General features: G+C 61.7%; 20 protein-coding genes. 2 read left to right on the plus strand and 18 right to left on the minus strand.

Features of this window, described 5'->3' with window-relative positions:
* Nucleotides 1-98: 98 nt before the first annotated feature.
* A complete protein-coding gene (locus ACVIJ6_RS37130; RefSeq protein ID WP_456776827.1) occupies nt 99-4,298 on the minus strand; it encodes an amino acid adenylation domain-containing protein in 4,200 nt (1,399 codons plus the stop codon).
* 2 nt (nt 4,299-4,300) lie between these two features.
* Nucleotides 4,301-5,266: a TauD/TfdA family dioxygenase gene (locus tag ACVIJ6_RS37135; RefSeq protein WP_456776828.1), complete on the minus strand. Its 966-nt coding sequence runs from the start codon at nt 5,264-5,266 to the stop codon at nt 4,301-4,303.
* A gap of 923 nt (nt 5,267-6,189) precedes the next feature.
* Here ACVIJ6_RS37135 and ACVIJ6_RS37140 point away from each other — a divergent pair.
* Complete coding sequence (locus ACVIJ6_RS37140; protein ID WP_456776829.1) at nt 6,190-6,903, plus strand: thioesterase II family protein; 714 nt, start codon at nt 6,190-6,192, stop codon at nt 6,901-6,903.
* 93 nt (nt 6,904-6,996) lie between these two features.
* Here the strand turns inward: ACVIJ6_RS37140 and ACVIJ6_RS37145 are convergent, their stop codons facing one another.
* The 15 genes from ACVIJ6_RS37145 to ACVIJ6_RS37215 form a co-directional block, all read right to left on the minus strand.
* Nucleotides 6,997-8,682 carry an ABC transporter ATP-binding protein gene (locus ACVIJ6_RS37145; RefSeq protein WP_456776830.1) on the minus strand — a complete coding sequence of 562 codons (1,686 nt, stop codon included), beginning with the start codon at nt 8,680-8,682 and terminating at the stop codon, nt 6,997-6,999.
* Between the two features lie 755 nt (nt 8,683-9,437).
* Nucleotides 9,438-10,076, minus strand: coding sequence for a response regulator transcription factor (locus tag ACVIJ6_RS37150; RefSeq protein WP_456776831.1), 639 nt, complete (start codon nt 10,074-10,076; stop codon nt 9,438-9,440).
* The gene (locus tag ACVIJ6_RS37155; RefSeq protein ID WP_456776832.1) at nt 10,073-11,560 is read right to left on the minus strand and encodes a LapD/MoxY N-terminal periplasmic domain-containing protein; all 1,488 of its coding nucleotides are present in this window, start codon (nt 11,558-11,560) and stop codon (nt 10,073-10,075) included. The genes ACVIJ6_RS37150 and ACVIJ6_RS37155 overlap by 4 nt, the downstream gene beginning before the upstream one ends.
* Nucleotides 11,560-12,087 (minus strand): hypothetical protein, encoded by a 528-nt coding sequence (locus tag ACVIJ6_RS37160; RefSeq protein ID WP_456776833.1) that lies wholly within the window; start codon nt 12,085-12,087, stop codon nt 11,560-11,562. Before ACVIJ6_RS37160 ends, ACVIJ6_RS37155 begins: the two co-directional genes overlap by 1 nt.
* Nucleotides 12,087-12,605 (minus strand): SRPBCC family protein, encoded by a 519-nt coding sequence (locus ACVIJ6_RS37165; protein ID WP_456776834.1) that lies wholly within the window; start codon nt 12,603-12,605, stop codon nt 12,087-12,089. The genes ACVIJ6_RS37160 and ACVIJ6_RS37165 overlap by 1 nt, the downstream gene beginning before the upstream one ends.
* Before the next feature lie 9 nt (nt 12,606-12,614).
* The gene (locus ACVIJ6_RS37170; RefSeq protein WP_456776835.1) at nt 12,615-13,616 is read right to left on the minus strand and encodes a vWA domain-containing protein; all 1,002 of its coding nucleotides are present in this window, start codon (nt 13,614-13,616) and stop codon (nt 12,615-12,617) included.
* The gene (locus ACVIJ6_RS37175; protein ID WP_456776836.1) at nt 13,613-14,134 is read right to left on the minus strand and encodes an MxaK protein; all 522 of its coding nucleotides are present in this window, start codon (nt 14,132-14,134) and stop codon (nt 13,613-13,615) included. Before ACVIJ6_RS37175 ends, ACVIJ6_RS37170 begins: the two co-directional genes overlap by 4 nt.
* A gap of 113 nt (nt 14,135-14,247) precedes the next feature.
* Complete coding sequence (locus ACVIJ6_RS37180; RefSeq protein ID WP_456776837.1) at nt 14,248-15,270, minus strand: vWA domain-containing protein; 1,023 nt, start codon at nt 15,268-15,270, stop codon at nt 14,248-14,250.
* Nucleotides 15,267-16,217 (minus strand): nonribosomal peptide synthetase MxaA, encoded by a 951-nt coding sequence (locus ACVIJ6_RS37185; protein WP_456776838.1) that lies wholly within the window; start codon nt 16,215-16,217, stop codon nt 15,267-15,269. The genes ACVIJ6_RS37180 and ACVIJ6_RS37185 overlap by 4 nt, the downstream gene beginning before the upstream one ends.
* Before the next feature lie 7 nt (nt 16,218-16,224).
* Nucleotides 16,225-17,073: a DUF58 domain-containing protein gene (locus ACVIJ6_RS37190; RefSeq protein ID WP_456776839.1), complete on the minus strand. Its 849-nt coding sequence runs from the start codon at nt 17,071-17,073 to the stop codon at nt 16,225-16,227.
* Nucleotides 17,070-18,101 (minus strand): AAA family ATPase, encoded by a 1,032-nt coding sequence (locus ACVIJ6_RS37195; RefSeq protein ID WP_456776840.1) that lies wholly within the window; start codon nt 18,099-18,101, stop codon nt 17,070-17,072. Before ACVIJ6_RS37195 ends, ACVIJ6_RS37190 begins: the two co-directional genes overlap by 4 nt.
* A 170-nt stretch (nt 18,102-18,271) precedes the next feature.
* Nucleotides 18,272-18,517: a methanol dehydrogenase gene (locus tag ACVIJ6_RS37200; protein WP_456777174.1), complete on the minus strand. Its 246-nt coding sequence runs from the start codon at nt 18,515-18,517 to the stop codon at nt 18,272-18,274.
* Between the two features lie 121 nt (nt 18,518-18,638).
* The gene (gene moxG, locus ACVIJ6_RS37205; RefSeq protein WP_456776841.1) at nt 18,639-19,250 is read right to left on the minus strand and encodes a cytochrome c(L), periplasmic; all 612 of its coding nucleotides are present in this window, start codon (nt 19,248-19,250) and stop codon (nt 18,639-18,641) included.
* Nucleotides 19,251-19,253: 3 nt separating this feature from the next.
* Nucleotides 19,254-20,138, minus strand: coding sequence for a methanol oxidation system protein MoxJ (moxJ, locus tag ACVIJ6_RS37210; RefSeq protein WP_456776842.1), 885 nt, complete (start codon nt 20,136-20,138; stop codon nt 19,254-19,256).
* Nucleotides 20,139-20,287: 149 nt separating this feature from the next.
* Nucleotides 20,288-22,165, minus strand: a complete 1,878-nt coding sequence (locus ACVIJ6_RS37215) for a methanol/ethanol family PQQ-dependent dehydrogenase (RefSeq protein WP_456776843.1) — start codon at nt 22,163-22,165, stop codon at nt 20,288-20,290.
* 777 nt (nt 22,166-22,942) lie between these two features.
* Here ACVIJ6_RS37215 and ACVIJ6_RS37220 point away from each other — a divergent pair.
* Nucleotides 22,943-23,260, plus strand: a complete 318-nt coding sequence (locus ACVIJ6_RS37220) for a transposase (protein ID WP_456776844.1) — start codon at nt 22,943-22,945, stop codon at nt 23,258-23,260.
* Between the two features lie 109 nt (nt 23,261-23,369).
* Here ACVIJ6_RS37220 and ACVIJ6_RS37225 read toward each other — a convergent pair whose 3' ends face one another.
* The gene (locus ACVIJ6_RS37225; protein WP_456776845.1) at nt 23,370-24,356 is read right to left on the minus strand and encodes an N-acetylmuramoyl-L-alanine amidase; all 987 of its coding nucleotides are present in this window, start codon (nt 24,354-24,356) and stop codon (nt 23,370-23,372) included.
* Nucleotides 24,357-24,433 lie beyond the last annotated feature (77 nt).

The raw sequence follows: 24,433 nt of genomic DNA on the forward strand, positions 1-24,433 counted from the left end.
TCAAAGCCGTTCGTTGGAAGGACAAGAGACCGAGCCTGTATCCGGGCTCCGGTCGCTACTCAGCGCGCTGCCGCGGCAGCCTCGACGACTGCGCATGGCTATGGGCGCCGCGGGACGATGAGCGGATAGGCCGGGCTGAGCCAATGCTGGCCGATGTCGCCGATGTGAATCTCACGGTTCGTGAGAATCACGATCCCCTTCGCTCTTCTCGGTGCGAGGCCGAAGAATGCCCGAAAGCCGGGACCGCCGCCGCCATGATAGAGAAGATGATCGCCATGGGTGGTTCTCGATCGAAGCCCGATCGTCATGTCGAGTTCAGGCATACCCGTGGGCCGTGATACTGTCCGCATGCGGGACAGAGCGGATTTGGCTGGCGAGGACTCGCGCGCCAGGAAGGCGGCGAGAATCCGGTGCAGATCGTCGATCGAGGCGGCCATGTCCGAACTGCATTCGTAGAAATGGAAGCCTGTCTCTGGCGTTCCGTCAGGCAGAGTTCGTCGTGTCCTCGAAACCGTGTTGGTCATGCCGAGCGGGTCGAGGAGATATCGTTTCAGGACCTTCAGATAGTCATCTGCCTCTTCGTGACGCAAAGCGAAGCCGAGCAGCGAGATTCCGAGCGAACAATATTCATACGCTCTGTCGCTCAGCTCGCCCTCGAACGTCTCGAGATAGTTGCGAAGAGCGTCTTCCGAACAATTCGCGAGCTCCTTGACATAGGCCGGCAAACCGGACGTGTGCGTGGCCAGGTCGGCCATCGAGATGCCCTCGGCAAGCATTGGGGGGAGCCGCCAATCGCTAGGTACCCGGCTTCCAAAGGCAGTGTGGATCGTAATCCGGCCCGCCTGCTCCATCATGCCCAGCAGCAACGAGGCGAGGAATTTCGAGATTGATCCCAAGGGAAAGGCGACGTCCGTCCGATCGCTGTCGCGCCGCTCGCCACGCGAGAACAGCAGGAACTGATCGCCTTGCTCCGTGACCGTCGCCACGAAGGCCTTGGCGTCGGGAGACTCGCTGCGAAATCGGCCTTCGAGGATGGTTTCGATTTCGGAAAGGGAGGCCGTGGTGCCGATCTCCTCAGCCGGCACCAAGACCGCGGGGGCGGCAACCGCAGCAGCGGCCGATTTGAAGCTCTCGATATGGCGGGCCAGCAAGGCGACCGTCGGTGCAGTGAACATGGCAGTCGCGGCGACGTCCACACCGATGTCGCGGCGGATGGCACCGGCGATGCGCAGCGCCAGCAGGGAATTGCCGCCCAGGTCATCGAAGAAATTGTCGTGGATGCCGACCGTCTCCAGTTGGAGCGCGTCGGCAAACAGCCGGCCGATGATCTCTTCCATCGCGGTTCGCGGCGCCATGAGGTCACGGCTTGCGAAACTGGGCGCCGGGAGACGACGCCGATCGAGCTTGCCGTTTGGCGTCAAAGGCAGAACGTCGAGTCTGATGATCGTCGCCGGCACCATGTACTCCGGCAGCCTCGTCGCGAGCTGATGCCTGAGGATTTGCGGGTCGGTGCCCTGGTCGACGACGTAAGCCGTGAGGAGATCGCGGCCCGATGATCCCTTGTGCAGCACGACCGCGCTCTGGCCGATCCCGAGCTCCGCGAGCGCAGCCTCGATCTCGCGCGGCTCGATGCGAAATCCGCGAAGTTTGACCTGCGAATCTGCGCGGCCCGCGAACATCAGATATCCGTCCTGATGCCAGGAGGCGCGATCCCCTGTCCGATACATGCGCTGGCCGCCGGGCCCAAACGGGCAAGCGACGAAGCGCTCGGCGGTGAGATCGGGCCGCCTCCAATATCCCCGCGCCAGTCCCGCGCCTGCAATGTACAGTTCGCCGACCACGCCGGCGGGCAACACACGAAGCCGACGATCCAGAACATAGGCCCTGACATTGTCGAGCGGCCGGCCGATCGGCACCGGGGCCGGCTGAACCGGACGCTCCATCATCCGGTGGGTCGTGCAGAAGGTGGTGGTTTCCGTGGGGCCGTAGCCATTCACGACACGGAGATTCGGGCACGCGTCGAGAACCTTGTCGATGGCATCGGGCGAGAGAACGTCGCCTCCGGCCACGACCTGGCGAAGGCCAGAGAACGAGGTCGGAGATTCATCCGCGATCAGATGAAACAGGCCAGCCGTCAGCCACAGGTCGGTCACACCCTGCGAAGCGATGATGTTCTCCAGCGTGCGCGAATCGAGAGCGCCAGGAGGCGCGACCACGATCGAGCCGCCGTTCAGGAGAGGAACCCATATTTCATAGGTCGAGGCATCGAACGCCACCGGCGAATGCACCAGCATCCGGGCAGGCGCCGGCTGCAGCCAGCGGCGATCGCGGACCAAGTCTGCCACGTCACGATGCGTGACGATGACCGCCTTCGGCTGACCCGTCGAGCCTGATGTGTAGCAGAGATAGGCCGGGTGATCCGGCAGGAGCGCGCGGGATCCGACAACATCCAGCGCAGCAGTTTCGCAGATTTCCTCTTCGTCCCAACTCATGTCGGGATCATCGAGAATGACGACCCTGTCGTCGGGGAGCCCGGTGCCGGCCATAACCTCGATGGTCGCGCGATCGTCCTGGCACGAGACGATGACGATCGGATCCGCATCCGCCAGGACCAGCGCGAGCCTGTCGCGGGGACTGTCGAGATCGAGCGGCAGATAGGCCGCCCCCGTCTTCAGGATTGCGAGCAAGGCCAGGATCAGGCGCTCGGAGCGGCGCATTGCAACCGCGACCCGGGTTTCGGGGCCTGCGCCGCGCGCAATCAAGGCACGGGCCATGCGATTTGATTGCCTGTCGATGTCGCGGTAGCTGAGCTTCACATCGCGGGCCACCATGGCGACGTCGCTGCCGGCGCGCCGGACCGCCGCGGCAAACAGTTCCGGCAGGGTCGCGTCCGGCAGAGCGTTGTCGGTATCGTTCCAGCCCGTGAGAATCCGTTCCCGTTCATCAGGTCCGAGTAACGATGCGGAGTCGACCGGCGCATCAGGCTCTGCGACGAGGGCCGCAAGTAGAGCTTCAAACTGCCGACGAAATTGCGTGACCTCGGACGTCTTACGCCGAGAGTCGTTCGCCTTGAAATCGATGAGAATCTCGTCGTCGTCCGGATGGTGATAGACCACGATGGCAAAATCGTCGACCGGACCATTTCCCATGTTACGAAGGCGTACCGTGGACGAGCCGAAGCAGATCGGCCCATAGAAAGGAGTGTAGTTGACGACGACCGAGGTGAGCTGATCGCCTTGGCCGAACAAGCCGAGGTCCCGCCTGACGTCCTCCAGGCGCGCCCGCTGATGTCGAAGCCCTTTTTTGACCTGCCTGCCCGTGGACGAGATCAGCTCGCGCCAACGAACGCCGTTTGGCACGCTCAACCGCAGGGCAATGATGTTGGATACCGCTCCGGGGATGCTCCGGGCCCGCACGTCCGGCCGCCCTGCGACGACAAAGCCGATGACTGCGTCGTCGGCATCCTTCCGGTTCGAGGACAGAACCCCGGCCACGGCGCAGAACAAGCTCGGGAGGGTCGTCCCGGCGGAGGCTGCGATCGCCTTGAGCCGCTCGGTTTGCTCACGACAAAGACGTGCCGTCTGAAGAACCGCCGCATAAGATGCTTTGGCTCGCTGCCCCTCAAAGCCGTCATCCAATCCAGCGAGCGCGTCTCGCCAGTACCCGCGATCCTCCTCGGCCCGCCTGGAGCTGCGATAGTCGCGATCGGCAGCCAACAGAGAGGCGAAGGCTTCGAACCGGCGTGGCGCCGGCCGGCCCTCGCGAACGAGGTTCGCATGATGCTCCGCGACCCGCGTAGCGAACAACACGCAACTCAGGCCATCCATCGCAATATGGTGAAAGAGCTGGCAGTACTCCCACGCACCATCCTGGCGTCGAAACAAGAACACCCGGAACAGTGCACCTCCGGTAAGCCGCAACGGCTCCCGCAAGGCCTCGTCTATGACCCTGTCGATCTCAGCCGGTGGCAACGCGACGCTTCGCTCGCCCTCAAGGCTCCATTGCGGGGTCACGCCCAGCCTCTGCAATGGTCCGGTCTCGTCCGAACCGAACAGCACCTGCAAGGCGTCTGTCTCATCGACCGTGGCCTGCACCGCTTGCTCGAAGCGAGTGGCATCGACGTCGTCTGGCAGCGTCGCCCTCTGGGCGAGCGTATAAATCGGGCTGTCCGGCGCGAGCGACTGCGCGAGCCAGATTTCGGTCTGCGCCGCCGACAGGGCGGTCGGTGTGGAGAGTGCTGATGTCGAGGGTGACGGGAGACCGGACACATATGATGCAGGCTTCGAGACGTGCTGCATGTTTAGACTATCGCGCTTTTGGAATACGCATCGCAGAGCGACGCCAGGATCAGTCTGTTTCCCGTGAACGGCTCGCGCCCATGCGCGACCTGCATGTTGTCGACAAGGAGGACATCGCCCTCTTCCCAGTCGAAATGTACTTTTTCCGCATCGAACGCAGCCCTGATCTCGGCGAGTTGCGCGGCTGGAATCTCGCTGTGATCACCGAAACACGCGTGGCGTGGCAGGTCACCGAGTCCAAAGGTCTCGATGAGCGCTTCGGCCGTTTCGCTGCCGAGACTCGAGACATGAAACAAATGGGCCTGATTGAAGAAGACCATCTCATTCAGCACGTGATGGCGCGCGACGCCCTGCGCGAGCTGCCGCGTCCGCAGACGCTCGCCGTCCACCCATTCGAAGTCGATCCCCAACCGCCGACAGATGGTGCCGACCTCTCCCCGCGACTCGGTCTGGAAGACATTCCGCCAGCTCAGATCGAGCCCCTCATGGTAGTTGCGGAGGTAGCAGACCCCTTTCGTCCTGAAGCTGCCGAAACACTCCGGCGAGAGCCGGCGCGACATCGCAATCATGTCGGCCAGGGGGGTCTGCCCGCCGGTCAGCGCGGCGCGCGCGCAGGCGAACAGGATCTTCGTCGGCCAATCACGCTGGTAGGCATTCTCGCAATGCATCGGAATCGTATGCATCGCCGGATACTCGGAGGCTGTGTAGGTGGCGCCTCCAAGCCTCTCCCGGGGCGTCGACCGGTATTCATACGCCAGCGGTTCGTTTGTCAGCGCCCGGACGACGACCTCGAAGCGCTCGACCGAGCCGACCGAAAAGCCGCGGAACAGGATCGCCCCATGCTGCAACAGCAGATGGTCGAGGCCTGCGCGATTAGCTTGCAGAAACGATCCGGCATCGAGACCAGCCCTCACCGGCCGCACCACCAGCGGTAGACGTCCATCCTCGCGCAATGGCTGCGCGGTCACGTCAGATCGATCCAACAAGAGAGCCTCCCTTCCAAACGGAGCCCATCTGCCGTTGCCTTCAGCCACACCCGAAGCACGAATCCATCGAGCTACGCGTCCGAGCACGGCTCAGGGCGCAGCAGTTCGGCTCGCCGATCGCCAATCAGCGCCTACTCCCCGCGATCGCTTTGCCGACGGATGTGCGCTAGCTTTGCGCTACGACGTGCCCGCTAACTAGCGACGCTCACCGGCCGCGGATTGACGTTTACCGCCGCTCTGCTGCACCCGCCCGCGCGGCTTGCCCTGCGTCAGAGCGGACACGAAGACTTCGGTTGAGGCGAACTGAGTTGTCGCAAGCACGGACTGCGCTGACGGACTTAGTTCAACCGCCGCGGACCGCTGAGCACTGAAACGACGTTTGACCATGTCCCCTCCCACAATCCGGCGACGATCCGCTTTGGCTAAAGTCGTAACCTGAAACTAATTTTGACCGCAACACCACGCGAAACGGTGCATCCCGCAGGTCAGGCGTCTCGTTTCCAAATCCTCCCGAAATTCGTCACAACGACTCCTTTCGTTAAAACGAGAACCTCCCAAAACGTGGCCATACCGACCGTCAAACCGAAAGATGATGTATCTGCGCAACGCTCGTAATATTAACAAGACGCATCGCTCGTAGGTGGTTGGCACGGACGATCATGGCATTCGTTGGATTCATTGTCGAACCATGGTCACAATCACGACGTCGGCCGCTCGCATGGTCGCATCAAAACGCTGCCGGCCGGCACACATCACGATCGCCGCCAGGAGAACCTTCCAAGACCCTTTCTGTGCTCGTTCGGACGCTGTAAAGGACCAATCGCAAGACACTGCCAAGTCCGAACGCCGGGACCTCATCTTTGACGATAGCGAGCGAGACACCTTGGATCGTGAAGTGGCGGAGCATGTCCGCAGCACGGGTGACTCTCCTGACCTTTCCGCACGCGGGTGGAACGGCATCGATGGCACGCCGGTGGACCGATTTTCTGCCAGACTGGTGCGATGTGTGGGCAGTCCAATATCCCGGACGTGAGGGACGTTTCGCGGAAACGCCGTTCGACCGGGCCGAGCCGCTGGCAGACGCGATCGCCGCGGCCATCGCCCCCCAGTTGCACGGGCAGGTCTGCTTCTTCGGCCATTCCTTGGGTGCGCTGCTGGCCTTTCTGGTCACGCAACGGATCGCTGCAGCATCTGGTCCCGCCCCACATCATCTGATCGTTTCCGGGCGACGCGCACCGCATCTGCCCGATCCGCTGGAGCCTTCGCACGGCCTGCCCGAGCCCCAGTTCATCGCGCGTCTGCGAACCCTGAACGGCACGCCCCCTGACGTATTTCATCATGGCGAACTGTTGGACATTCTGCTGCCGATGCTGCGCGCCGATTTCGCGGCAAGCGAGACCTACCGATATCGGCCGGGTCCAAGGCTGCCATGTCCGCTTACGGTGTTCGGCGGCACGCGTGATCCGATGACGACGCCAGACGATCTACGCGCCTGGGACACATATGCCCCCGAGCGCACGACCATGCACATGTTCGAAGGCGACCATTTTTTCATCCGTTCAGCCGAGGCGGAAGTAATGAAACGTGTAGGCGAGATCGCCGCCCGAATACTGACCTGAATCGGCTGCGGTCGCGGACGCACGGGCTCGGATAGCAGCACAAACCTATGATCCGCAGCAACCGCGGCGCCACACAAACGGCGGTCGCACGGCTCAACGCGTCGCTTCACCGACCACGCGGGCAAAGAAAGCGCTTCGGGATCGCAGATCATCGTACGTGCCACAGCCGTCGATGCGTCCACCTTTCACGACAATCACCGCATCTCCCATTGCCATTGCACTGGGGCGATGCGTCACCATCACGATTGTCGCCCCAGCGAATGACGTGAGAATCTGGTCCATCACCCGGCGTTCGGTGACCACGTCGAGCGAGGACATGCCTTCGTCGATCACCACAATGTCAGGGACGCGCAGGAACACTCTCGCCAGAGCCAGTCTCTGTCGCTGACCGCCCGAGATCGTGGCACCGCGGTCGCCGAGGAGGGTATCCAGGCCGGCCGGTAGACTCCTCAAGAGATCACCTAACCCGGCGCGGTCGAGCGCGGAAAGCAGCTCCTCATCCGACGCCGATGGACGCGCGATCAGCAAATTGAAGCGGAGCGTGTCCTTGAACAGGAACACGTCCTGAGACACGCACCCAACCCGCTCATTCAAGGTCCGCACCTCAACGCTCGCGAGATCCTGTCCGAAGAGACGGATTGCCCCCTTGTCCGGAAGGTATTGCCTCGTCAGCGCCTTGACGATCGAACTCTTCCCCGCGCCGCTCGGTCCCGTTATGACGACGCGCTGCCCTGGCAGCACGGTGAAACTGACATCGTTCAGGGCGGCCGTCTCTGCGCCTGGATAGGTCATCGACACATGTTCGAACTCGATCGCCGGGCACGGCGGGGTAGAAGAGCTCGTTGAAGCCGGCCTGAGAGCAGGAGCCGGAGCGCCAGACAGCTTTTTGATGAATTCTCCGAATGTCGCGAGCGACCGATTGATCTCGGCAAACATATTACCGAGAGTCTCGATAGGCGAAAGCAGCGTCAGCGCGTATGTGCCGACCAGCACGAGATTGCCGACCGAACGACCTCCTTGCACCACATCGTACAAGGCCAACATGAACGACGCGCCGAACAGTCCGACAAATAGCAGCGCATTCACAAGCTGCATTTGCGTGCTGACTTTCCAATACGCGCCCTGCGCATCTCGATCTTCATCGAGCACTTCGCGATACCTCGCAAGCAGAAAGCCGTAACCGTTGAATTGGCGCGCGACGTGAATATTGGAAATCGAATCCACCAACGTGGCATAGGTCCTACGCCCTGCCCCCATCAATCCCGTCCTGAGTTCACGAAGCCTTCTACCCTGGACACGATGATTCGCCAGAAACAGCGCAACATAGACCGAGATCATTCCGGCCATGATGACATTCCGGTTCGTCGCCAGCACGGCAACTGCGATGCCGATCTGAACCAGCGGCGCGATGGCTGATGACGAAAGGCTTCGTATGATGATGTAAAGATCGTTCGACGCCTGCGCAATTTCCTGACTCAGCTCGCCGCCATTTCTCTTCGCGAAGAAGCTGTCGGGTTGTTCACACAGATAGTTGAAATAAGCGGCAAGCAGCGAGCTGTTGGCGTAGATACGTAACGTATTCTGGAGCCGGATAACAACCACGCCTATGATTCGCGGCGTTGCGATTGCTGCCAGATATCCAAACACCAGAAGCATGATGTACCCGCCTGATCCTGGCCGTCCTGCAAGGAGGCCATCGATCAATCGAGCGAGAAGAAGAGGCGACATCGCCATGCATCCTGCCGCGACGATCACGCACAGGATCGTCGTCGCGATCATGCGGCGCTCCCGCAGCTGAAGATGGTGCGACAACCACGCCCACAATGCGATCCAGTCTTTCATGACGACAAGACGAGCACGGTTTTCAGCGTCTGGGCGCTCGCAGCAAGCGTCATCACCAGGACCGGCGCAGCGAACAAGCAGCGCAGAGCAACCTTCACTCGATCCACGTCTGTCTCTCCAGGTATTGGCCCAGATTCCTCTGGCGGCTCTGCCTTTAGCCTCCTGGGTCGGTAACCTGAAAGCGATTTGGGTCGCAACGATGGGCCCCCTTGTACGAGGCAATCCTTGCCCGATACTTCGCGAACCAAACTCCGGATCCTCCCGGAATTTGGAACAACAACTCCCTTTTTGGGGACTCACATTTCCCGAAATGGCATCGTTGAGGCCTCTGACTCGTGGAATGATGCTGTTTTTGACACGATCGGATTATATTTGCGCGATAAGAAACGTAGGGCCCGACGATCAGCATGAGACCACGAGGCCCGCCAGATCGCTGCCGTAGAGCTGATGCGGGAAAACCATCTGATCAGGTTTGGTTGTGGAAGCTTATGGCGGTCCTAACATTGGTGGCACTGGTCTGCCCGACATTGGCCGTCCAGGCGCGAGATGCTGATGATCGCCATGCCCCGTTTCCGCTGACGAGCCGGTTCGAGCCTCTGCATTCGCGGAAAGAGATCGATGCTGTTCGGAGGCAGAGCGGACGGCCCTGTCCGACATGGACTGGGACGTCACGGATAGCCGGCGCGCGCAACTTAGTGCGCATTGCCCTGGTCATTCTGAATCGCGAAGCGGATCAGGTCGGCCAAGGTCCTGACCTGCAGCTTCGTCCGCATCGACGAACAGGCGTTGGTTACCGTGCTGTAGCTGATGCCCAGCTTGACGGCGATCTGATCGTAGTAGTTTCCTCTTGCGAGCAGCGAGAGGATCTGGATCTCGCGATCGGTCAGGTTTTTGGACGCCAGTTCGTCACTTTTGGTACGCAACAGCGCAACCTGCACCGCTATTTCGTGACTGAGATGCGTGGATCCAGCCGCCACTTTTTCAAATGCAGCGACAAACTCTGAGGATGGCGAGTCCTTGAGGACATAGCCGGTCACGCCGCTATCCAACGCCCGTTTCACGATCGTCGGATCGTTGTGCATGCTCAGGACGAGGATCCGCGTTCTTCGTTCGGCCTGAATGATCCGCTGAACCAGCGACAGCCCGCCCAGATCGTCCCCGGCCAGCGTGAGGTCGACGATCACGACATCGGGCCTGTGCTTCAGGAAGGCGCCGTGGCCGCTTCGCACATCGGTGGCCTCGTGGATCGGATCGACGCCGATATCCTTCAGAAGATTCCTGCACCCCTGCAGCATCATAGGATGATCGTCGATAAGAAGCACTGACGTCATGGCACGGTATCTCCCGAAAGCAGGACGAGAGGGACGTCACCTCCGTCCGTCGCGAGCACGACAGTCAGCACCGTGCCACATGATGAACTCTCCAGATTGAAAGCACCGCTCAGCGCCTCGACCCGCTCGCGCATTCCGGCCAAGCCTACCCCGGGCTTGAAGGGCCGGCGCAGGCCGACGCCATCATCGGCGACCTGGATGAAGACAAACTGCCGTCCAAGCAAATCCTTTTGATTGATCATCAGAACGATCTTCTGCGCCTGGGCATGCCGGATCGCGTTGAACATGCCTTCCTGGACGCATCGGTAGATCGTCAGATCGAGGATCGCACCATAGCTCTCATGTAGCTCGCCGATCGTCTGCTCGAACTCGGGCGTATTCTCGGTCCTATCGAACTCGACGAGCAGTTTGACCAGACAATCCCTCAGTGGAATCTGCCCCAGCGCCATGGGACGAAGCCGGTCGAGGAGCCGCCGATTGATCCCTTGGATCTGCGAAACGATATCGACGACGTCCAAGGCCCTCTGATGCAATCGGACGAGATCGGGTCGATCCTTGGACATGCGGGCGATCGACGTCGCACCGGCTTCCAGCGTGAAAAGACACGGGCCGACCTCGTCGTGGAGTTCCAGAGCCGTTCGCCGCCGCTCCTCATCCTGTGCCGTCAGGAGCTTCACGTTCAGGCTGCGATTGGCTTGGTACGCGCTGGCGAGTGCTTCAGCAGTCTGATTGAAATGATCTGCAATGATGGCCAGCTCCGTCATGGATGTGTTTGGCAGGCGTACCGCGTAGTTTCTATGCCCAAGATGTTTCAGGCCGGAGACCAGGCGCGTGAGCGGCTCCAGGATCCGCCCGAATAGCAGGAACAGAGCGATGAGGACGGCTGTGTTCAGGCAGAATGCCGTGAAGACCAGTGCGCGGACATAGTTCCAGGCTTCGTTGATCTCGTCGCTCGGATCCGAGGTAATCACGACGGTACCGAGTCTTTGGCTCGCCGCAATAATCGGAAAGTTGTTGCGCTCGACCGGCGGCGCGACGAGGCGAGTAAACCACTCCGGAGCGTCATGTATATCGGCGCTTTCCAAGATCTTGCCCGAAGAGGGCGCCGGCGCCGCGACGGATCGACCCTCGGCATCGATCACGGATATCCTGATATGACGAACGGACTGAAAGTGCAGATCGATGCTCTTCAGCAGCACTGATGCCGGCATGAACTGCAGCAGACGTATTGTATCCGCCGTGAGGGCATCGGCGAGTTGCATCGACGATACGATTTCCCTCCGCGTGTTGGCTCGCGCATTTAAGATCACCACGGTGGTCGTTAACGCCGCAGCAGTGCAATCGATCAGCAGTACGATGGCGATCAAACGCATCCGCAGCGAACGAAAGGACAGCGGCTTCAGGAAAGACGCCGCGGCTTGTTTCCATGCCGTCTGCGCATTCGTCGTACCACCCGGTTTCACCGGCGCCATCGAGGATTTCATCATTTTGCGTCCGTGCACGCAAACTCCCTGCAGGCATTCGCACGCGCAAACGTTGCACCGACATGCTCGAGCGCCTGCATACGGCCCTCGCCGCTTCGCCTGAGGATCAGATAATGCTGGCACATTTCGCCATAGAGCTTTCTGACCGACGAAAGGTCGGCGACATCGATCATGCCTGTCAGGATGTCGACATAGCGTTCGGGTTGCCCGGCTTCCGACAACGCGTCCCCCGTCTGTGCCGTCCGGTTTGCGATCATGCGCTCGTCTTCATAGAAGCGGGATACGGCCTGCCGGATCGCCCTCCGCAACCGACCGGCCTCGGGATCACTCGCAAGCACGTCATGACCAACCTCCCGACTCCGCAGCCAGACCGCGGCCTCGACCTTGTCGTTGACCGCAAGCCACGTCGAGACATCTTCGGGCTTCTTGACGACGACTGTCCGTTCTCGCCGCGTGTCGGGCTCCTCTTTGCAGGCAGCAAGAGCCAGTACGCATCCGAGCAGCAGAAAGGACGGACCGCCGCGCATCACTCCGCCTCGGCCCTTGCCTTGATCCCTTCGAGTCCAGCCCGGAACAATTTCCGCAATGCGGCTTTCGCGGCCTCATCGTTCAATTCGTCCGGCGGCTCGTTCTCCGTGTCACCGCGGTAGACATGCGCAGACCATCTGACGCGGCTGCCGCCCTCTGCGTCCGATGTCACGACCAGGGTTGCCGAATAGGAACTCGCCGGCAATGCTTTGACGTTCGGATTGAGCATTCGGTAGGAGTACGTCATTCTGGCCGGATCATATTCATCGACCTCTTCCTCCAGAATCTCGCCGTTGGCAAAGGTCATGACCCGCTTCTGGTTCGACCCTTGGCTCGCCGTCACCAACGGATCCCATCGGGAGATGCCGGCATAATCGCCTGCCACTGACCAGACCTTGTCGGGTGCAGCCTTGATCGTGATGGTCTCGTCGACCTTCTGCGGCGTCGGCCCGTGCGCGAACACCGCCGTCGTCAGGACGAACCAGCAAGAGGCTGCAAAAAGAGGATGAAAGCCCATCGGGAGACCTCATGGGGTGGCGGGTTTCAGGCTGGCGAGACGCCGGCCCAGCGGCGAGAAAACGGCGAGAAGAGCGGATAGAGCAAGAAGCCCTGGCAGCCAGCGCAGGTCGGTCAGACCACGGCAGGCACGCGGCGTGGACGCCGGGAGATAGGCTTCGGCAAGGCCGGTCGGACCATCGAGATGCGCGTAGGCGAGGCCGGTCTCCTGAGCGAGCTGCTTCAGATAGGGCTCGCGCACCGAAGACAGGTGTTCTGATCCCTTTGCTGCCACCGACCCGAACGGCGCGTTCCGTGGATTGTAGCCCGGCCAGGTCTCGGCGTCAGGCGGCGGCGGTCCGAAGCGGTTCTCGTGCGGAACATCGTCCACGCCCCAGAAGCCGACCTCGTTGCCGCGATCGTCGAATTTCGGGATCGGTGAGAGCGAATAACCGCCGGCGCCGACGATCAGGCCCCTCACCTCGTTTCGCTTGCCCTCGAACGACGGTGGGCCGTATGGCGGCAAGGGCGGAGCCTCCTGGCCGTCGGTGATGAAGATCAGGTCGATGCCGAGACCTCTGGCCATATCGATCGACCGGAACAGGCCGGCGGCGATGTGACTGTCGCCTTCCCAGGCCTCGCGCCAATCGATCGCATCGATCGCGCCGGACACTGCACCGTAGTCCTGGCAGACATCGATCGGCTCGAACAGCAGGAACGGCACGCGCTCGCTGAACAGCCCCAATGCCAGCCGGCTCGGACACGGCAGCCGGCCGATCATGTCCTTCAGCGCCGTCTTGGCGACGGCAAGACGGCTGGCCGGCCGCCCGGCCGCGTGATAGTCGCGCGTGTTCATGCTGCCGGTGATGTCGACGATGACGAGCAAATCGGCCCCCACCCGTGTCATCGGCACCGGCGGCAGCGCGATGGCGGCACACGCCAGCACCATCGCCACGAGCAGCAGCAGCGCCAAGGGGTCGCGCAATTTCTGCCGCCAATCCCACATCGCCGCGCCTCCCCCGAAAAACATCATGGCAGCCCCTGCGGCTTGCCCGGAATGTCCGTCCAGATCTTCTTCCGGTCGGCCTTGATGTCGTCGCCCGAGGTCCGCTCGAACGCTGGAAAATCGCGGATCAGCCGCGACGCCACGTCGAAATTGAATTTGGCATCCCAATCGTCGGGCGCCAGCGTCAGCGCCCGCCGATACGCGTCGCGCGACAGCACGACGAAGGGGCCTGCGCTGTCGAGCTTGCTGGCGGTGATGAGGTCGAAGGCCTGCCGCAGGCGGCTGTTGGCGAGATCGAAATGCGCGATGGCGGCGAGCCGTCCGCCATCCTGCCTGTCGAGAGCGTCCAGATAGGGCCGCACCTCGTCGATCCGGTCGTGATCGAGCAGGAATGAGACGCGTGCCAGCAGCAGCTCGGCCGGTGCGTTCAGCGGAACCTCCACATCATGGCCCGTCCTCAATCGGCGGATGGTCTCGTTGGCCATCCCGATGCGAAGCGTCTCGGCAAGCAGCGCAAGAGATGCCAGAACGGACAAGATCAACATTGCGACCAGCCGACCCGATCGCCATCGTGACCATGACAGCGCCAGCATCTCGAACGCCCGGTTGGACCGAGAATCGTTGCGATGAACCGCAACCGCTCGATGTGAGAGGCCGCTCATGCTGGCACTCCGACAGCCGTTTTCGACGTACCGGCGCGGGTCACCAGACGCACCTCGAGCAATTTGCCGGCGACCAGCACAACGATGAACACGCAGGCGATCGCGTAGGCCAGCCCCGTCAGATCGCGGCGCGGAATGCGTTCGACATAGGTGGTCGGAAAGCGTTCGAGCTGGTCGATCTGGTTGATGGCATCGGCGACCTGATCAGGGTTCTCGGCCTGGAAGGCGCGATACGGGACGCCCAGAGTCTGGAAGAAGAGATTGAGAAAATGCTCCGGCATGGCCCGCGGCGTATCCTCATCCGGGCCGGGCTCGTCGAACATGCCGTGGCTTCCGGCCGTTCGCAGGAACAGGAAGAACAAGTCCGCCTTGAACCTGCGGAACTCTGCGCGGAGCTGATCCTGCAGATGGGTCTCGATCACGGCACCGCCGTCGGACACCAGCAGGATCAAATAGTGCTCGTCCGGATGATCGGCGGCAAACATCGACAGCGCCATGCCGAGGCCGCGCGCCATGTTGGTGAAGTCGAGGCCGGGGCGGTCGCTGGCATCGATGGCGGCCCTGACGGCGTCGTGATGATCGGTCGGTGGCAGCACCAGCATCGGCGACGTCGAGAAAGCGGCGACTCCGAACAGATCGTGCGGCCGCCTGCCGACAAAATCCCGCAGCAGCCGCTTGGTAGCCGACGCCTTGGACTCCTCGCCGCCCGCCGGCGTTCGACCGGCAAACGTGTCATTCATGCTGCCGCTGCGGTCGAGCAGGATGACGACCTGTGCACCCTCTCCGGCCCGGCTCACCGTCTGCCCCAGACGATACGGACCGGCGAGCGCGGCCACGACCAGCGCGATGGCGGCGACAGCCGAGCAGCGCAAGCTCCAGCCAATCAGCGTCGACAGCGGATCGGCGGGAATCACAGACACCGAGCCGATCCGGGCTTCACGCTGCGCGGAAAACACCAGCGGCAACAGCCCAAGCAGCAGACCCAGCAGCACCCAGGGACGGTCGACGGCGAGGTTCATGGCCCGGCCCTTTCCGCGATCGCCAGGTTGCGCGTGAGCATCTCGACCCGATCGAACGAAAATTCCCGACGCGCCCGTTCGGGATCATTGGCGAAGAACGCGAGACGCGACGCACCGAAGAAGTCGCCAAGGCCGTCCTGCAAGGCGCGATAGGCCGCATGACGCTGCAGGAAGAGATCGAGATCATCGGCGAGCACCGACCGATTGTCGGCCAGATCGAGACCACGATGCAGAATTTCGAGCGCCTGAAGATAGGCCGCGATCTCGCCCTTGCGGCCGCGCAGTCGCCGCAACCGATCAGCAGCCTGAGAGAATGCGCGGGCCGGGCGCCGAACGAACGGCCACCAGGCGCGATCATACGCCACGAGAGCCAGGCACAGGAACGCAGCCCCGAGCGCTGCGATCAGCGACCAGATCCACGGCGAAAGATCGATGATCGCAGCCGCGCGATCCGGTCGCAGATAGCCCTTTGGATCGCTCTTGACCGGTGGGGCAACTTCGCGCAGCGGCGAGACGCCGATGGTCCAGGCCGGCACCCCGAACGCGACCGCTTTGCCGCCGCGGTGAAACAGCAGCGGGATCGGCGGAATCTCCTGCTGCCGCACGTCGAGCGCGTCATAGAAATTCTGGTAGACGATCGTCAGGATATAGCGGCGGTCGCCGTCGACGGTGTCCTGCCGGACATCGACAGACCGGATGTCGAGCCAATAGGTGAGGCTGCCGGGACGCGGCAACGAAGCTGTGTCGATGCTGGCGTCGCCCTCGACGGTGAGCGTGATATCCGCCTTGATCAAATCGCCGACGAAATAGCCGACATCCCGCGGCGTCCGGATCGTCTCCTGCTTCACGACGGACACATCGGCCGCGACCGCGGCCGGCACCGAGGTCGGCATATGCGCCACCAGCATCAACATCGCCAGACCGATACGCCGGACAAACCTCCGCATGACGGCTCTAGGCCTCCATGAGCTGCCGAGAGACCAGGTCGACATCCAACGCATCCGTGATTACGATGGGAGCGCGCCCAAATCTCAGCAGGATCCGCCTGATCCCGGCCCGGCGCTCGGCCTCCTGTGCAAGCCAGCGGCGCTTAAGGGCGGGACGCATCAACACGACCTTGCGCTGCAAGGTCTCGAGATCCGTCACCTCCAGCAGGCCCCAATCCGGCAGATTTTCGCCCTCGGACGAATCGTCGACCACGACAGGAATGAGATCGTGCCGGCTGAGCGCCTCACAGCCCTTTTCCAGGAGATCGAGCGGCAGCAGGAAATCGGAGATGACGAAGACGATCTTGCGTCTGCCGGCGACCCGGCACGCCGCCTCACGCAAGCCCTCGGCATCGCGCCCGCACCATTCTGCCTGCCGCAGCCGCGCCTCGACGTCCTCCGCCGTCGCAACGCGCCGATTCGGCGGAATGAAGCAGTCCTGCCGGATATCGTTGTCGAAACCGATCAGGGCGAAGCGGTCGCCGCTGCGGATCACCGAGCGCGCCAGCGCGCCGCAAAGCTCGGCGACCAGATCCTGCTTCCGTGCCCGCCCTTCATAGGACAGCGACCGCGTCATATCGACCAGCGCGTAGACGTCGATTGCACTGCGCTGCTGGAAGCGGCGCACCAGCGTGTGCTCGAACGGATCACGCAGCGTACCGCGGACATCGATTCGACGCGCGTCGGGATGCGCCATGAACGGCACCTGGTCACGAAACGTGCCGAAAGCGCCGACACCATGGCTTGGATGCGCGCCGGCCCGCAGGCCGGAGATGCGGCCGCGCGGCCGGTAGACGATGTCGCGGGCATCCGTCATGGCGCCGGCACGCTGGTAAGCACAGCGGTGCAGAGATCCCGGACGATCTCCTCGCGGCGCATGTCATAGATCGGATCGAGAAAGATCCGATGGGCCATGGTTTCGGTGAAGATGTCGCGGATGTCCTCGGGCACCAGCATGTCGCGCCCCTCAAGCCAGGCGCGCACGCGCGCCGCCCGCACCGCGAATGCGATGCCCCGGGGGCTGCCACCACCCTGCACCAGCCGTCCGATATCGACGCCGGGGATCGCAATGCCAGCAGCGGCGGGGCGCACGATGGCATCCCACAGCCGCACCACATAGGCCTGCAACGCCTCACTGGTATAGATGCTCTTCTGGATCAAGGGCGCACAGACGGCCAGGGACCTGAAGTCGAGCGCCGGCCTGTCGATCGCCTGCAGCAGCGCCTCCATATCATGGAAGCGCGGATCGAACACCAGTTGGCGCCGGATATCCGCCTCGACCGGCGCCTCAACGGCGATCTCCATCAGGAAGCGATCCCGGGCAGCGGCGGGGAGCTCGAAGGTCTCTTCCTTCTCGACGCGGTTGCGGTCCGCGTAGACCTGCATGTGCGGAAACTCAAAGGTTCTGTTGAAGGCCGTGACGCTGCGCTCCGCCATCAGACGCAGAAGCAGCGAATGCATCTGCGGACGCGCGCGGTTGATCTCGTTGAAGAAGAACACCGACAACTCGTCCGATCGCGCCAGGATTGCTGACGGCTCGACCCTCGGCCGTCCGTCATCACCGAGAAACGTATGGTAGAGCAGGTCGCTCGGCATCATGTCGACGGTGCCCTCGATGCGCTCGTAGCTGCCGCCGAGGGAACGCGCCACCGCGCGCAGGATCGTCGTCTTGCCGACGCCGACATCGCCGGCCAACAACACATGCCCCCGTGCGAACACCGCGATCGTCACGAGACGGACCGCACGCGACTGCCCGACGATCACCTGCTTGACCGACGCCTCGAAGGCCGATGCTGCTGATCGCCAGCGCTCCAGCAAAGAGGCGGTTAAAACGGCATCGTTCATCGCGACTCCGCGGAATGACCGTCGATTCCTGCCACCGACCGCTGACGACGAAAACCGAACGGATCCCTGACAATCGACTTTGCGATCGACTTTCGGCATCGTGCCGCCAGCAGCGAGATCTCACGCTGACGGATCGTCAGCGCGAGCCTTGGATGGGCGCGGCTCGCCGTCTACTTGTCGGCGATCTTCTCCACCTCGTAGACGAATTTTCCGGTCTTTCGGAAATTCTCGACGCGCCGCGCGTTGCGCGCTTCCATCTCGCGCTCGGAGGCGTCCTGCTTGGCGACCTCCTTCGGATCGAGCTTGGGATCATATTTCGAGCCGGCAATCTTGTCCGGGAAGCCGGGCTTCGGTTCCCAGCAGTTTCCGGGCGCCTTGCACCTGGTGCCGTCATAGGCCGACGCCGGAACGGTCATTGCCGCCGCCGCAAGCGACACGATGCCGAACGCAATGGAGTTCAGGGCTCTTGTCATGGGGTCTCCTCCTCTTTCTGCAGCACGTTGTTGTCGTTGACTCGCTCACGCCATTCGCCAAAACTCACGGCGCCTTGCACAATCCCGGCGGATCATCCGGGAAGGTCTCTCCCCGCTTGAACGGGGTAAACTTCTTTCTCTGATCGTCCGTCAGCCACGTCGCGGCCTTGACGTCATCCTTGTAGATATGCCGGACCCACGCCATCACCTGCAGCATCTGATCGAGCGTCAAATCATCGTAGTGCGGTCCCATCTGCGCTCTCGCACCGCCAAAGACGGTCTCGAACAAGCCCTGGTCGGTCTTGTTCTTTGGATAGGTCCAATAATCGTCATTCAGACCTGGACCGATCTTTCCTTCGCCGATCTCTCCGTGGCAGCCGGAACAGGATGTGAGATAGAACGATTCACCCACCTTGAGGCAACTGATGTCCTCGACATAGGGATTGATCCCGGTCTGCAAGAATCTGCGCACGCCTTCGGTGTTGCGGCCTTCCTTCTGCGCATTGGACAGGTCGAGCGGCTCCCCTGTATCAGTGTTGCGGAGATCCATCGAGGTGGGCGGTATCGGCTCCGCCGGTGTTGCCCACAGGCCTTGAGCTGTCATTCCAAACACGAGAGAAAGGACGACGAGGAACGATCTTCTCATTATTGATCCTAACGCGCTTCCAGTGATCATCATTCAGTTCGAGCTAGAGCCCTGAAGGACCGGTAAGCCCTCGTCTCTGAGGATTTCCGCGATCTCCGGCGCCGCCTTTGTCAGCGCGGCGTCGAGTAGAGCGAGAAGCGCCTCCTCGCCATGCCGCACGCCCATCGACTGATCGTATTGCTGCGCCATGCGCTCGCCATCGCGGTCCACATCATCCTTGATCGGAACCATCTTGAGCGCCGTATTTGCCTTGACGTAACGGGCAATTTCGGGCGCGAACACCGCCGCCAGGCCCGCATTGCCGCTCTCAACCTCAGAGACGATTTTCTGCGGTGGGATTTGCGTGTACTGGTTGCGCGGCGAACGGAAGCCGACCAGCGAATACAGATAGGCCATGTTATCGGTGTATTTGCCGATCTCCTTCAGCATGACTTCGCTCGGCGAGCCGAATTCGACGACGATATGGCCGACAGATTTGATCTGCGGATCCTGCCATGACTCCAGCTCGATATTCCTGTCCCTGCGGGTGACGAACACGTAGCCCGCGCGATAATAGGGCTTCGTCGTAAGGACCCGCCGATCGCCGCTGTCCAGGCCAACGACCACGTCGCATCTGCGCTTGTCCAGCCAGTCGCGGACCAGATAGATCGCGGGCTTGTCCGCGAACACGAAGACAGGCTCGCGCCCCATCGCCTTCGCCACGACACTGGCGATCCTGTTCTCGAAGCCGGTCTGCTCCTTGGACGAGAACGGCAGTTCGTTTCCGGCCGCACAAATACGTAGCTTCGATCCCTCGGCCGGCGCAGCCTGGGCCGTTCCGCCCGTGACATCGGAACCGCGCGCTTCGGCCGCGACCGCCGCCGACGGAGGGAGGATCAGACAGGCGAGAACCGCGGCGGGAGCGAGCGCGGCAAACATCGATCGTGACATGATGAATCCGTTGGTTTGCGAAAAACCGATCGAGATGTCTGGGAGTCGAGGGAGCGGCGCGCGAGGCAGGCGACCGCCCGTTCCGGCACCACCGGGGCCGGAACGGCGTCCTTGTCCGCGTCGGTGCAGCGACGCTACTAGTTCGACGACTTGTATTCGCCGAGGTTCACGTCGTCATAGGGGCCCTTGCCGTTCAGGGAGAACACCATCACCCCGCCGCCCATCTGGGTGTAGTTGGCGAGCTGCTTGAAGGCACCAACTGCGCCGAGACCGGCCGTCGGATCCTGCAGGTCGAACACCAGGCCGACGCCCGGCCAGCCGCCGACGCCATAGTAGATGGCGATGTACTGGGTGCCTTCATGCATGTAGGAGATCGGGTAACCGATCACGCCGGAGGGCAACTTGAACTTCCAGAGCAGCTCGCCGGTGTCGCTGTTGCGGGCCTTGATGAAGCCGTCCAGCGTGCCGTAGAAGACGAGATTTCCTGCCGTCGCCAAGGTGCCGCCCCAGACCGCAAAGCGCTCCATCTTCTCCCATTTGAACTTGCCGGTGATGGCGTTGTAGGCCTTGATCTGGCCGAGACCTTCATAGTTCTGGCGATCGCCTTTGGGACCGGGATACATGTTGAGCGTCGCGCCGACGAAGAACTGTCCTGCGCGGTAGGGCAGCATGAAGGGCTCCCAGTCCATGCAGATGTGATTGATCCCCATGAAGAACAGCTCCTTGGTCGGATCGTAGGAATCATGGCCCTGATTGTGATAGCCCATCGCCGACGGACAAATGTCCTTGGCGAGGTGATCCATCCTCGTGCCGTATTCCGGATCGCGGACCGGCTGACCGCTGGCGAGATCGACGGTCTTGAAAACGTTCACCGTGTCGTCGATCTTGTTGGCGGACACCAGATCGCCATTGGTGCGATCCAGCGTGTAGACGATTCCGTTGCGATCCGGGTGCGTCAGCAGGCTGCGGGTCTTGCCGTCCTTGTCCTTCTGCTCGGAGAGCATCATCACATTGACGCCGGCATAGTCCCACTCGTCGTGCGGCGTCTTCTGATAGCCGAACTTGGCTTCACCGGTATCGACGTCGCGGCCAAAGATGGTCATCGTCCACTTATTGTCGCCTGGACGCATGGTTTCGTTCCACGGCGCCGGGTTGCCGGTGCCGAAATAGACCAGATTGGTCTTCGGATCGAAGGCGTACCAGCCCCAGTTGGTGCCGCCGCCAACCTTCCAGGCATCGCCTTCCCAGGTCGAGAGGCCGAGCCCCTTCTGGCCATATTGCGGGTTCTTGATGTTGAAGTCGGAGGCCAGCAGCAGATCCTTGTCGGGACCGGTGGCGTAGGCACGCCATTTCTGCGCGCCATCGTGAACGTCATAGGCCGTCAGATAGCCACGCACGCCGAGCTCGGCGCCTGACGATCCGACCAGCACGGTGTCCTTGACCACGTAGGGCGCGATGGTGAGCGTCGAGCCGACCTTGATGTCGGAGTTCTCCATCTTCCAGAGGAGCTCGCCAGTCTTGGCATTCAGCGCCTGGACATGTCCATCGAGCAACGTCTTCAGGATCAGTGGGGGCGTCCTGGCATCTCCCGGCCAATAGGCGAGGCCGCGATTGACGATGTCGCAGCACGCGACCGCACGCGCCGCCGGATTCTGCTTCGGCTTGTCCTGCCACAAGATCCGCGTCGGATCCTTGAGGTCCAGCGCAAACGTGTTGTTCGGGAACGACGTGTGCACATACATCGTGCCGTTGACGACGAGCGGTGCGCCCTCGTGACCGTTGAGCAGCCCCGTCGAGAACGTCCAGGCGGGCTTCAGATTCTTGACGTTCTCGGCATTGATCTGGTTCGCCCTGCTGTAATTGTCAGACTTATAGTCCTTGCCGGGCATGACCCAGTTCTCGTCGCTTTGCGAGAGCTGGTCGAGCTTGTCGTTCGCGCTTGCAAGCCCCGATCCTCCCAGCGTCCCCATTGCAAGAAGCGCTGCGAAAGATGCGGATTGTAGTAGCCTGTACATGGTAGGCCCATCTCCTGCTGTTTCCTGCCCTGCCGTAATCGACAGAAGCCACGCCCATGATTTGATGGAGTGCGTTTTTGCCCGCACTTCCAGCGATTCCCACTATGCCGAGCATCGCATCGAGCAACCCTAATTCGTCGGGCAAAGAAACGCACCAGGACGATCTCTTAAAGTTCGCTCAGATCTTTTGCGATCAAGTCGGGAAAACTTCCCATGGCAGCTCTTGGCGAGGACGGGGCTACATCGACTGAAAGGATACGTCCGCGAAGAGAGGATTGTTCAATGACGCGGCAAGAGGTTCACCCCGATGCAAATCAAGATCACCTCCACAATCGGCGCGAGCGCCCGTCGCTATTCTGACACTGATAAGTGCACCAACTCTCGAACCTTCGGCTGCGGCTCTCTATTTGGAGGCACATCGCCGTCCAATGTCGAGCAACGCCGACCAATGCTATCCGGGTGCAAGCCTGCTGTTCTGCCGTGATCAGGCGAGGCTATTCCATTCCAAGCGGCTGCTGCCCTCATCACGAATGGACTGCCATCGTGACTCAAAGCCCGCGCTAACGTCTCAGGCGTTCTGGGCGATGCATGTCGAGGCGTTGAACTGGAGCAGAATGGAGCTCCGCGCCTATGCCGCGGCGATGCAGCTGCCGCCGCATTCGCTGCGCAAATGGCGCGACCGAATGGCCACCCGGGAGGTTACGATCGACTGGCGCACCCATCTTCCCCCCTCCGCCCGTTAGCACTAGTGCTAGGCACTCACAGCCCGAACGCCGCTTGCCAGCCGCCGAAATCGGCGATCTGGCCGCGCCGCCGGCACCGGTTCGGCGCTTCTTCAGCGACGAGGAAGAGCTCGCGATCGCTGGGGAAACCGAGCTACCAGGCGCCAAGGTCTCTGCAGTCGCGCGCAAGTACGGCATCGTCACCAGGCTGCTGTTCCGCTGGCGCGCGCAGTTCGGCATCGCGCCAAAGAAGCGCTCCAAGCTCGCCCGTGTCGTGCTGCCGGACGACATGCCCGCAACGCGCGCCCTGCGCGATCTCGTGCGTCCACCGGAGCGCATGAAACGCCCCCGCCTTCTTGACGAACCGCGCTAAGGTCGACCCAACGCGCATCCTGCCGTTCAGTGCGACTGATACTCGCGCCCGGGCTGGGTGTAGACCGTCTATGTTTCGTCTCAACCGGTACCTTCATAGACGAACGGGTTCACCTGCCGGACCGCGCATCACAGAATGCACTGATGGCCCCACTCACCGAAGCCGTGATCAGATCGCGCCGTCCGAGTGACTCCATTTGAAGCTCTTCATCTCGATTGATTATTGAACCGGCCTCAAACAAGACAGAAGGCATTTTGGCTTCTTTGAGCACAATGAGCTGATCGTATCGGTAAATCCCAAGCTCGGCGTCCAGTAGTTCATGTTGGTAATTCCCCATGAAAGCTTCGGTATACTGCCGAGCATATTGCAAACCTCGTACCTTCAACTGCCTTCCGAGCAGAGTCGCGAAAAGCAGGCTTGCATCATATTGCCGATTTTCATGAGAAACAAAAATTGAATAGCCGCTGACCTTATCATTGAAGTGGCTTGGTGTTCCCTCAAACTCCCAGTCCTCAAGCAACCAATCAGGCACGGAATCGTGGTGAATTGATAGAAACAGATCTGCTGACTGCTCGTTTGCGGTGGCGATGCGCTCGAAGAGACTTGCTCTTGCCTCCCCTTCGGTCACCAGCAAGGCGACGTCGGTAAACCCGTCGACGGCCAACCGTTCGCGGATCTGCCGGCCTAGCCGCAGATTAAAATCATACTCGAGAACGTTGCGGGCGCTGATAGCCCCGGGTGCCTGTGCCGTATGTCCAACATCTACGACAACCCGAAACTGCGTACGCTCGCAGCTCGCGTTGCCAGCCTCTTGCGACAAAGCGGTGGCGCCCGGAGCAGTCATCACCAGGAGCAGCAGGATCCATCCCGACCCAAGATGCCAAAGGCTAGTCATTATCGGCCGAGGCACCCGCGGCCGGCATGTTGCCCTAGCCAAGCGAAGCGCAGGCTTCATGCAGCACCATTCAACGAGAAAGCCGGCGCTCCAGCGAGCGGATCCACAATCCTCGTGGAGGTCGATCGCCCCGTCCACGCTGCTGACGGCGATATTCATCAATGCTGGCGCGTTCCACAAACCTTTGATACGGTCCAACATTCAACTTCCAATAGAGCACACTCGGGTCAACCCGCCAAGTGGGCTTTGGCGCGTATTGGAAAGAAATGTCTGTTGAG

The sequence above is a fragment of the Bradyrhizobium sp. USDA 4369 genome (assembly GCF_054056435.1).

Bases quoted from the DNA above. Each gene is read 5' to 3' on its own strand.
- ACVIJ6_RS37130 (WP_456776827.1), bottom strand. From the start codon at position 4,298: ATGCAGCACGTCTCGAAGCCTGCATCATATGTGTCCGGTCTCCCGTCA.
- ACVIJ6_RS37140 (WP_456776829.1), top strand. From the start codon at position 6,190: ATGTCCGCAGCACGGGTGACTCTCCTGACCTTTCCGCACGCGGGTGGA.
- ACVIJ6_RS37145 (WP_456776830.1), bottom strand. From the start codon at position 8,682: ATGATCGCGACGACGATCCTGTGCGTGATCGTCGCGGCAGGATGCATG.
- ACVIJ6_RS37150 (WP_456776831.1), bottom strand. From the start codon at position 10,076: ATGACGTCAGTGCTTCTTATCGACGATCATCCTATGATGCTGCAGGGG.
- ACVIJ6_RS37155 (WP_456776832.1), bottom strand. From the start codon at position 11,560: ATGAAATCCTCGATGGCGCCGGTGAAACCGGGTGGTACGACGAATGCG.
- ACVIJ6_RS37160 (WP_456776833.1), bottom strand. From the start codon at position 12,087: ATGCGCGGCGGTCCGTCCTTTCTGCTGCTCGGATGCGTACTGGCTCTT.
- ACVIJ6_RS37165 (WP_456776834.1), bottom strand. From the start codon at position 12,605: ATGGGCTTTCATCCTCTTTTTGCAGCCTCTTGCTGGTTCGTCCTGACG.
- ACVIJ6_RS37170 (WP_456776835.1), bottom strand. From the start codon at position 13,616: ATGATGTTTTTCGGGGGAGGCGCGGCGATGTGGGATTGGCGGCAGAAA.
- ACVIJ6_RS37175 (WP_456776836.1), bottom strand. From the start codon at position 14,134: ATGTTGATCTTGTCCGTTCTGGCATCTCTTGCGCTGCTTGCCGAGACG.
- ACVIJ6_RS37180 (WP_456776837.1), bottom strand. From the start codon at position 15,270: ATGAACCTCGCCGTCGACCGTCCCTGGGTGCTGCTGGGTCTGCTGCTT.
- ACVIJ6_RS37185 (WP_456776838.1), bottom strand. From the start codon at position 16,217: ATGCGGAGGTTTGTCCGGCGTATCGGTCTGGCGATGTTGATGCTGGTG.
- ACVIJ6_RS37190 (WP_456776839.1), bottom strand. From the start codon at position 17,073: ATGACGGATGCCCGCGACATCGTCTACCGGCCGCGCGGCCGCATCTCC.
- ACVIJ6_RS37195 (WP_456776840.1), bottom strand. From the start codon at position 18,101: ATGAACGATGCCGTTTTAACCGCCTCTTTGCTGGAGCGCTGGCGATCA.
- ACVIJ6_RS37200 (WP_456777174.1), bottom strand. From the start codon at position 18,517: ATGACCGTTCCGGCGTCGGCCTATGACGGCACCAGGTGCAAGGCGCCC.
- moxG (WP_456776841.1), bottom strand. From the start codon at position 19,250: ATGATCACTGGAAGCGCGTTAGGATCAATAATGAGAAGATCGTTCCTC.
- moxJ (WP_456776842.1), bottom strand. From the start codon at position 20,138: ATGTTTGCCGCGCTCGCTCCCGCCGCGGTTCTCGCCTGTCTGATCCTC.
- ACVIJ6_RS37215 (WP_456776843.1), bottom strand. From the start codon at position 22,165: ATGTACAGGCTACTACAATCCGCATCTTTCGCAGCGCTTCTTGCAATG.
- ACVIJ6_RS37225 (WP_456776845.1), bottom strand. From the start codon at position 24,356: ATGTTGGACCGTATCAAAGGTTTGTGGAACGCGCCAGCATTGATGAAT.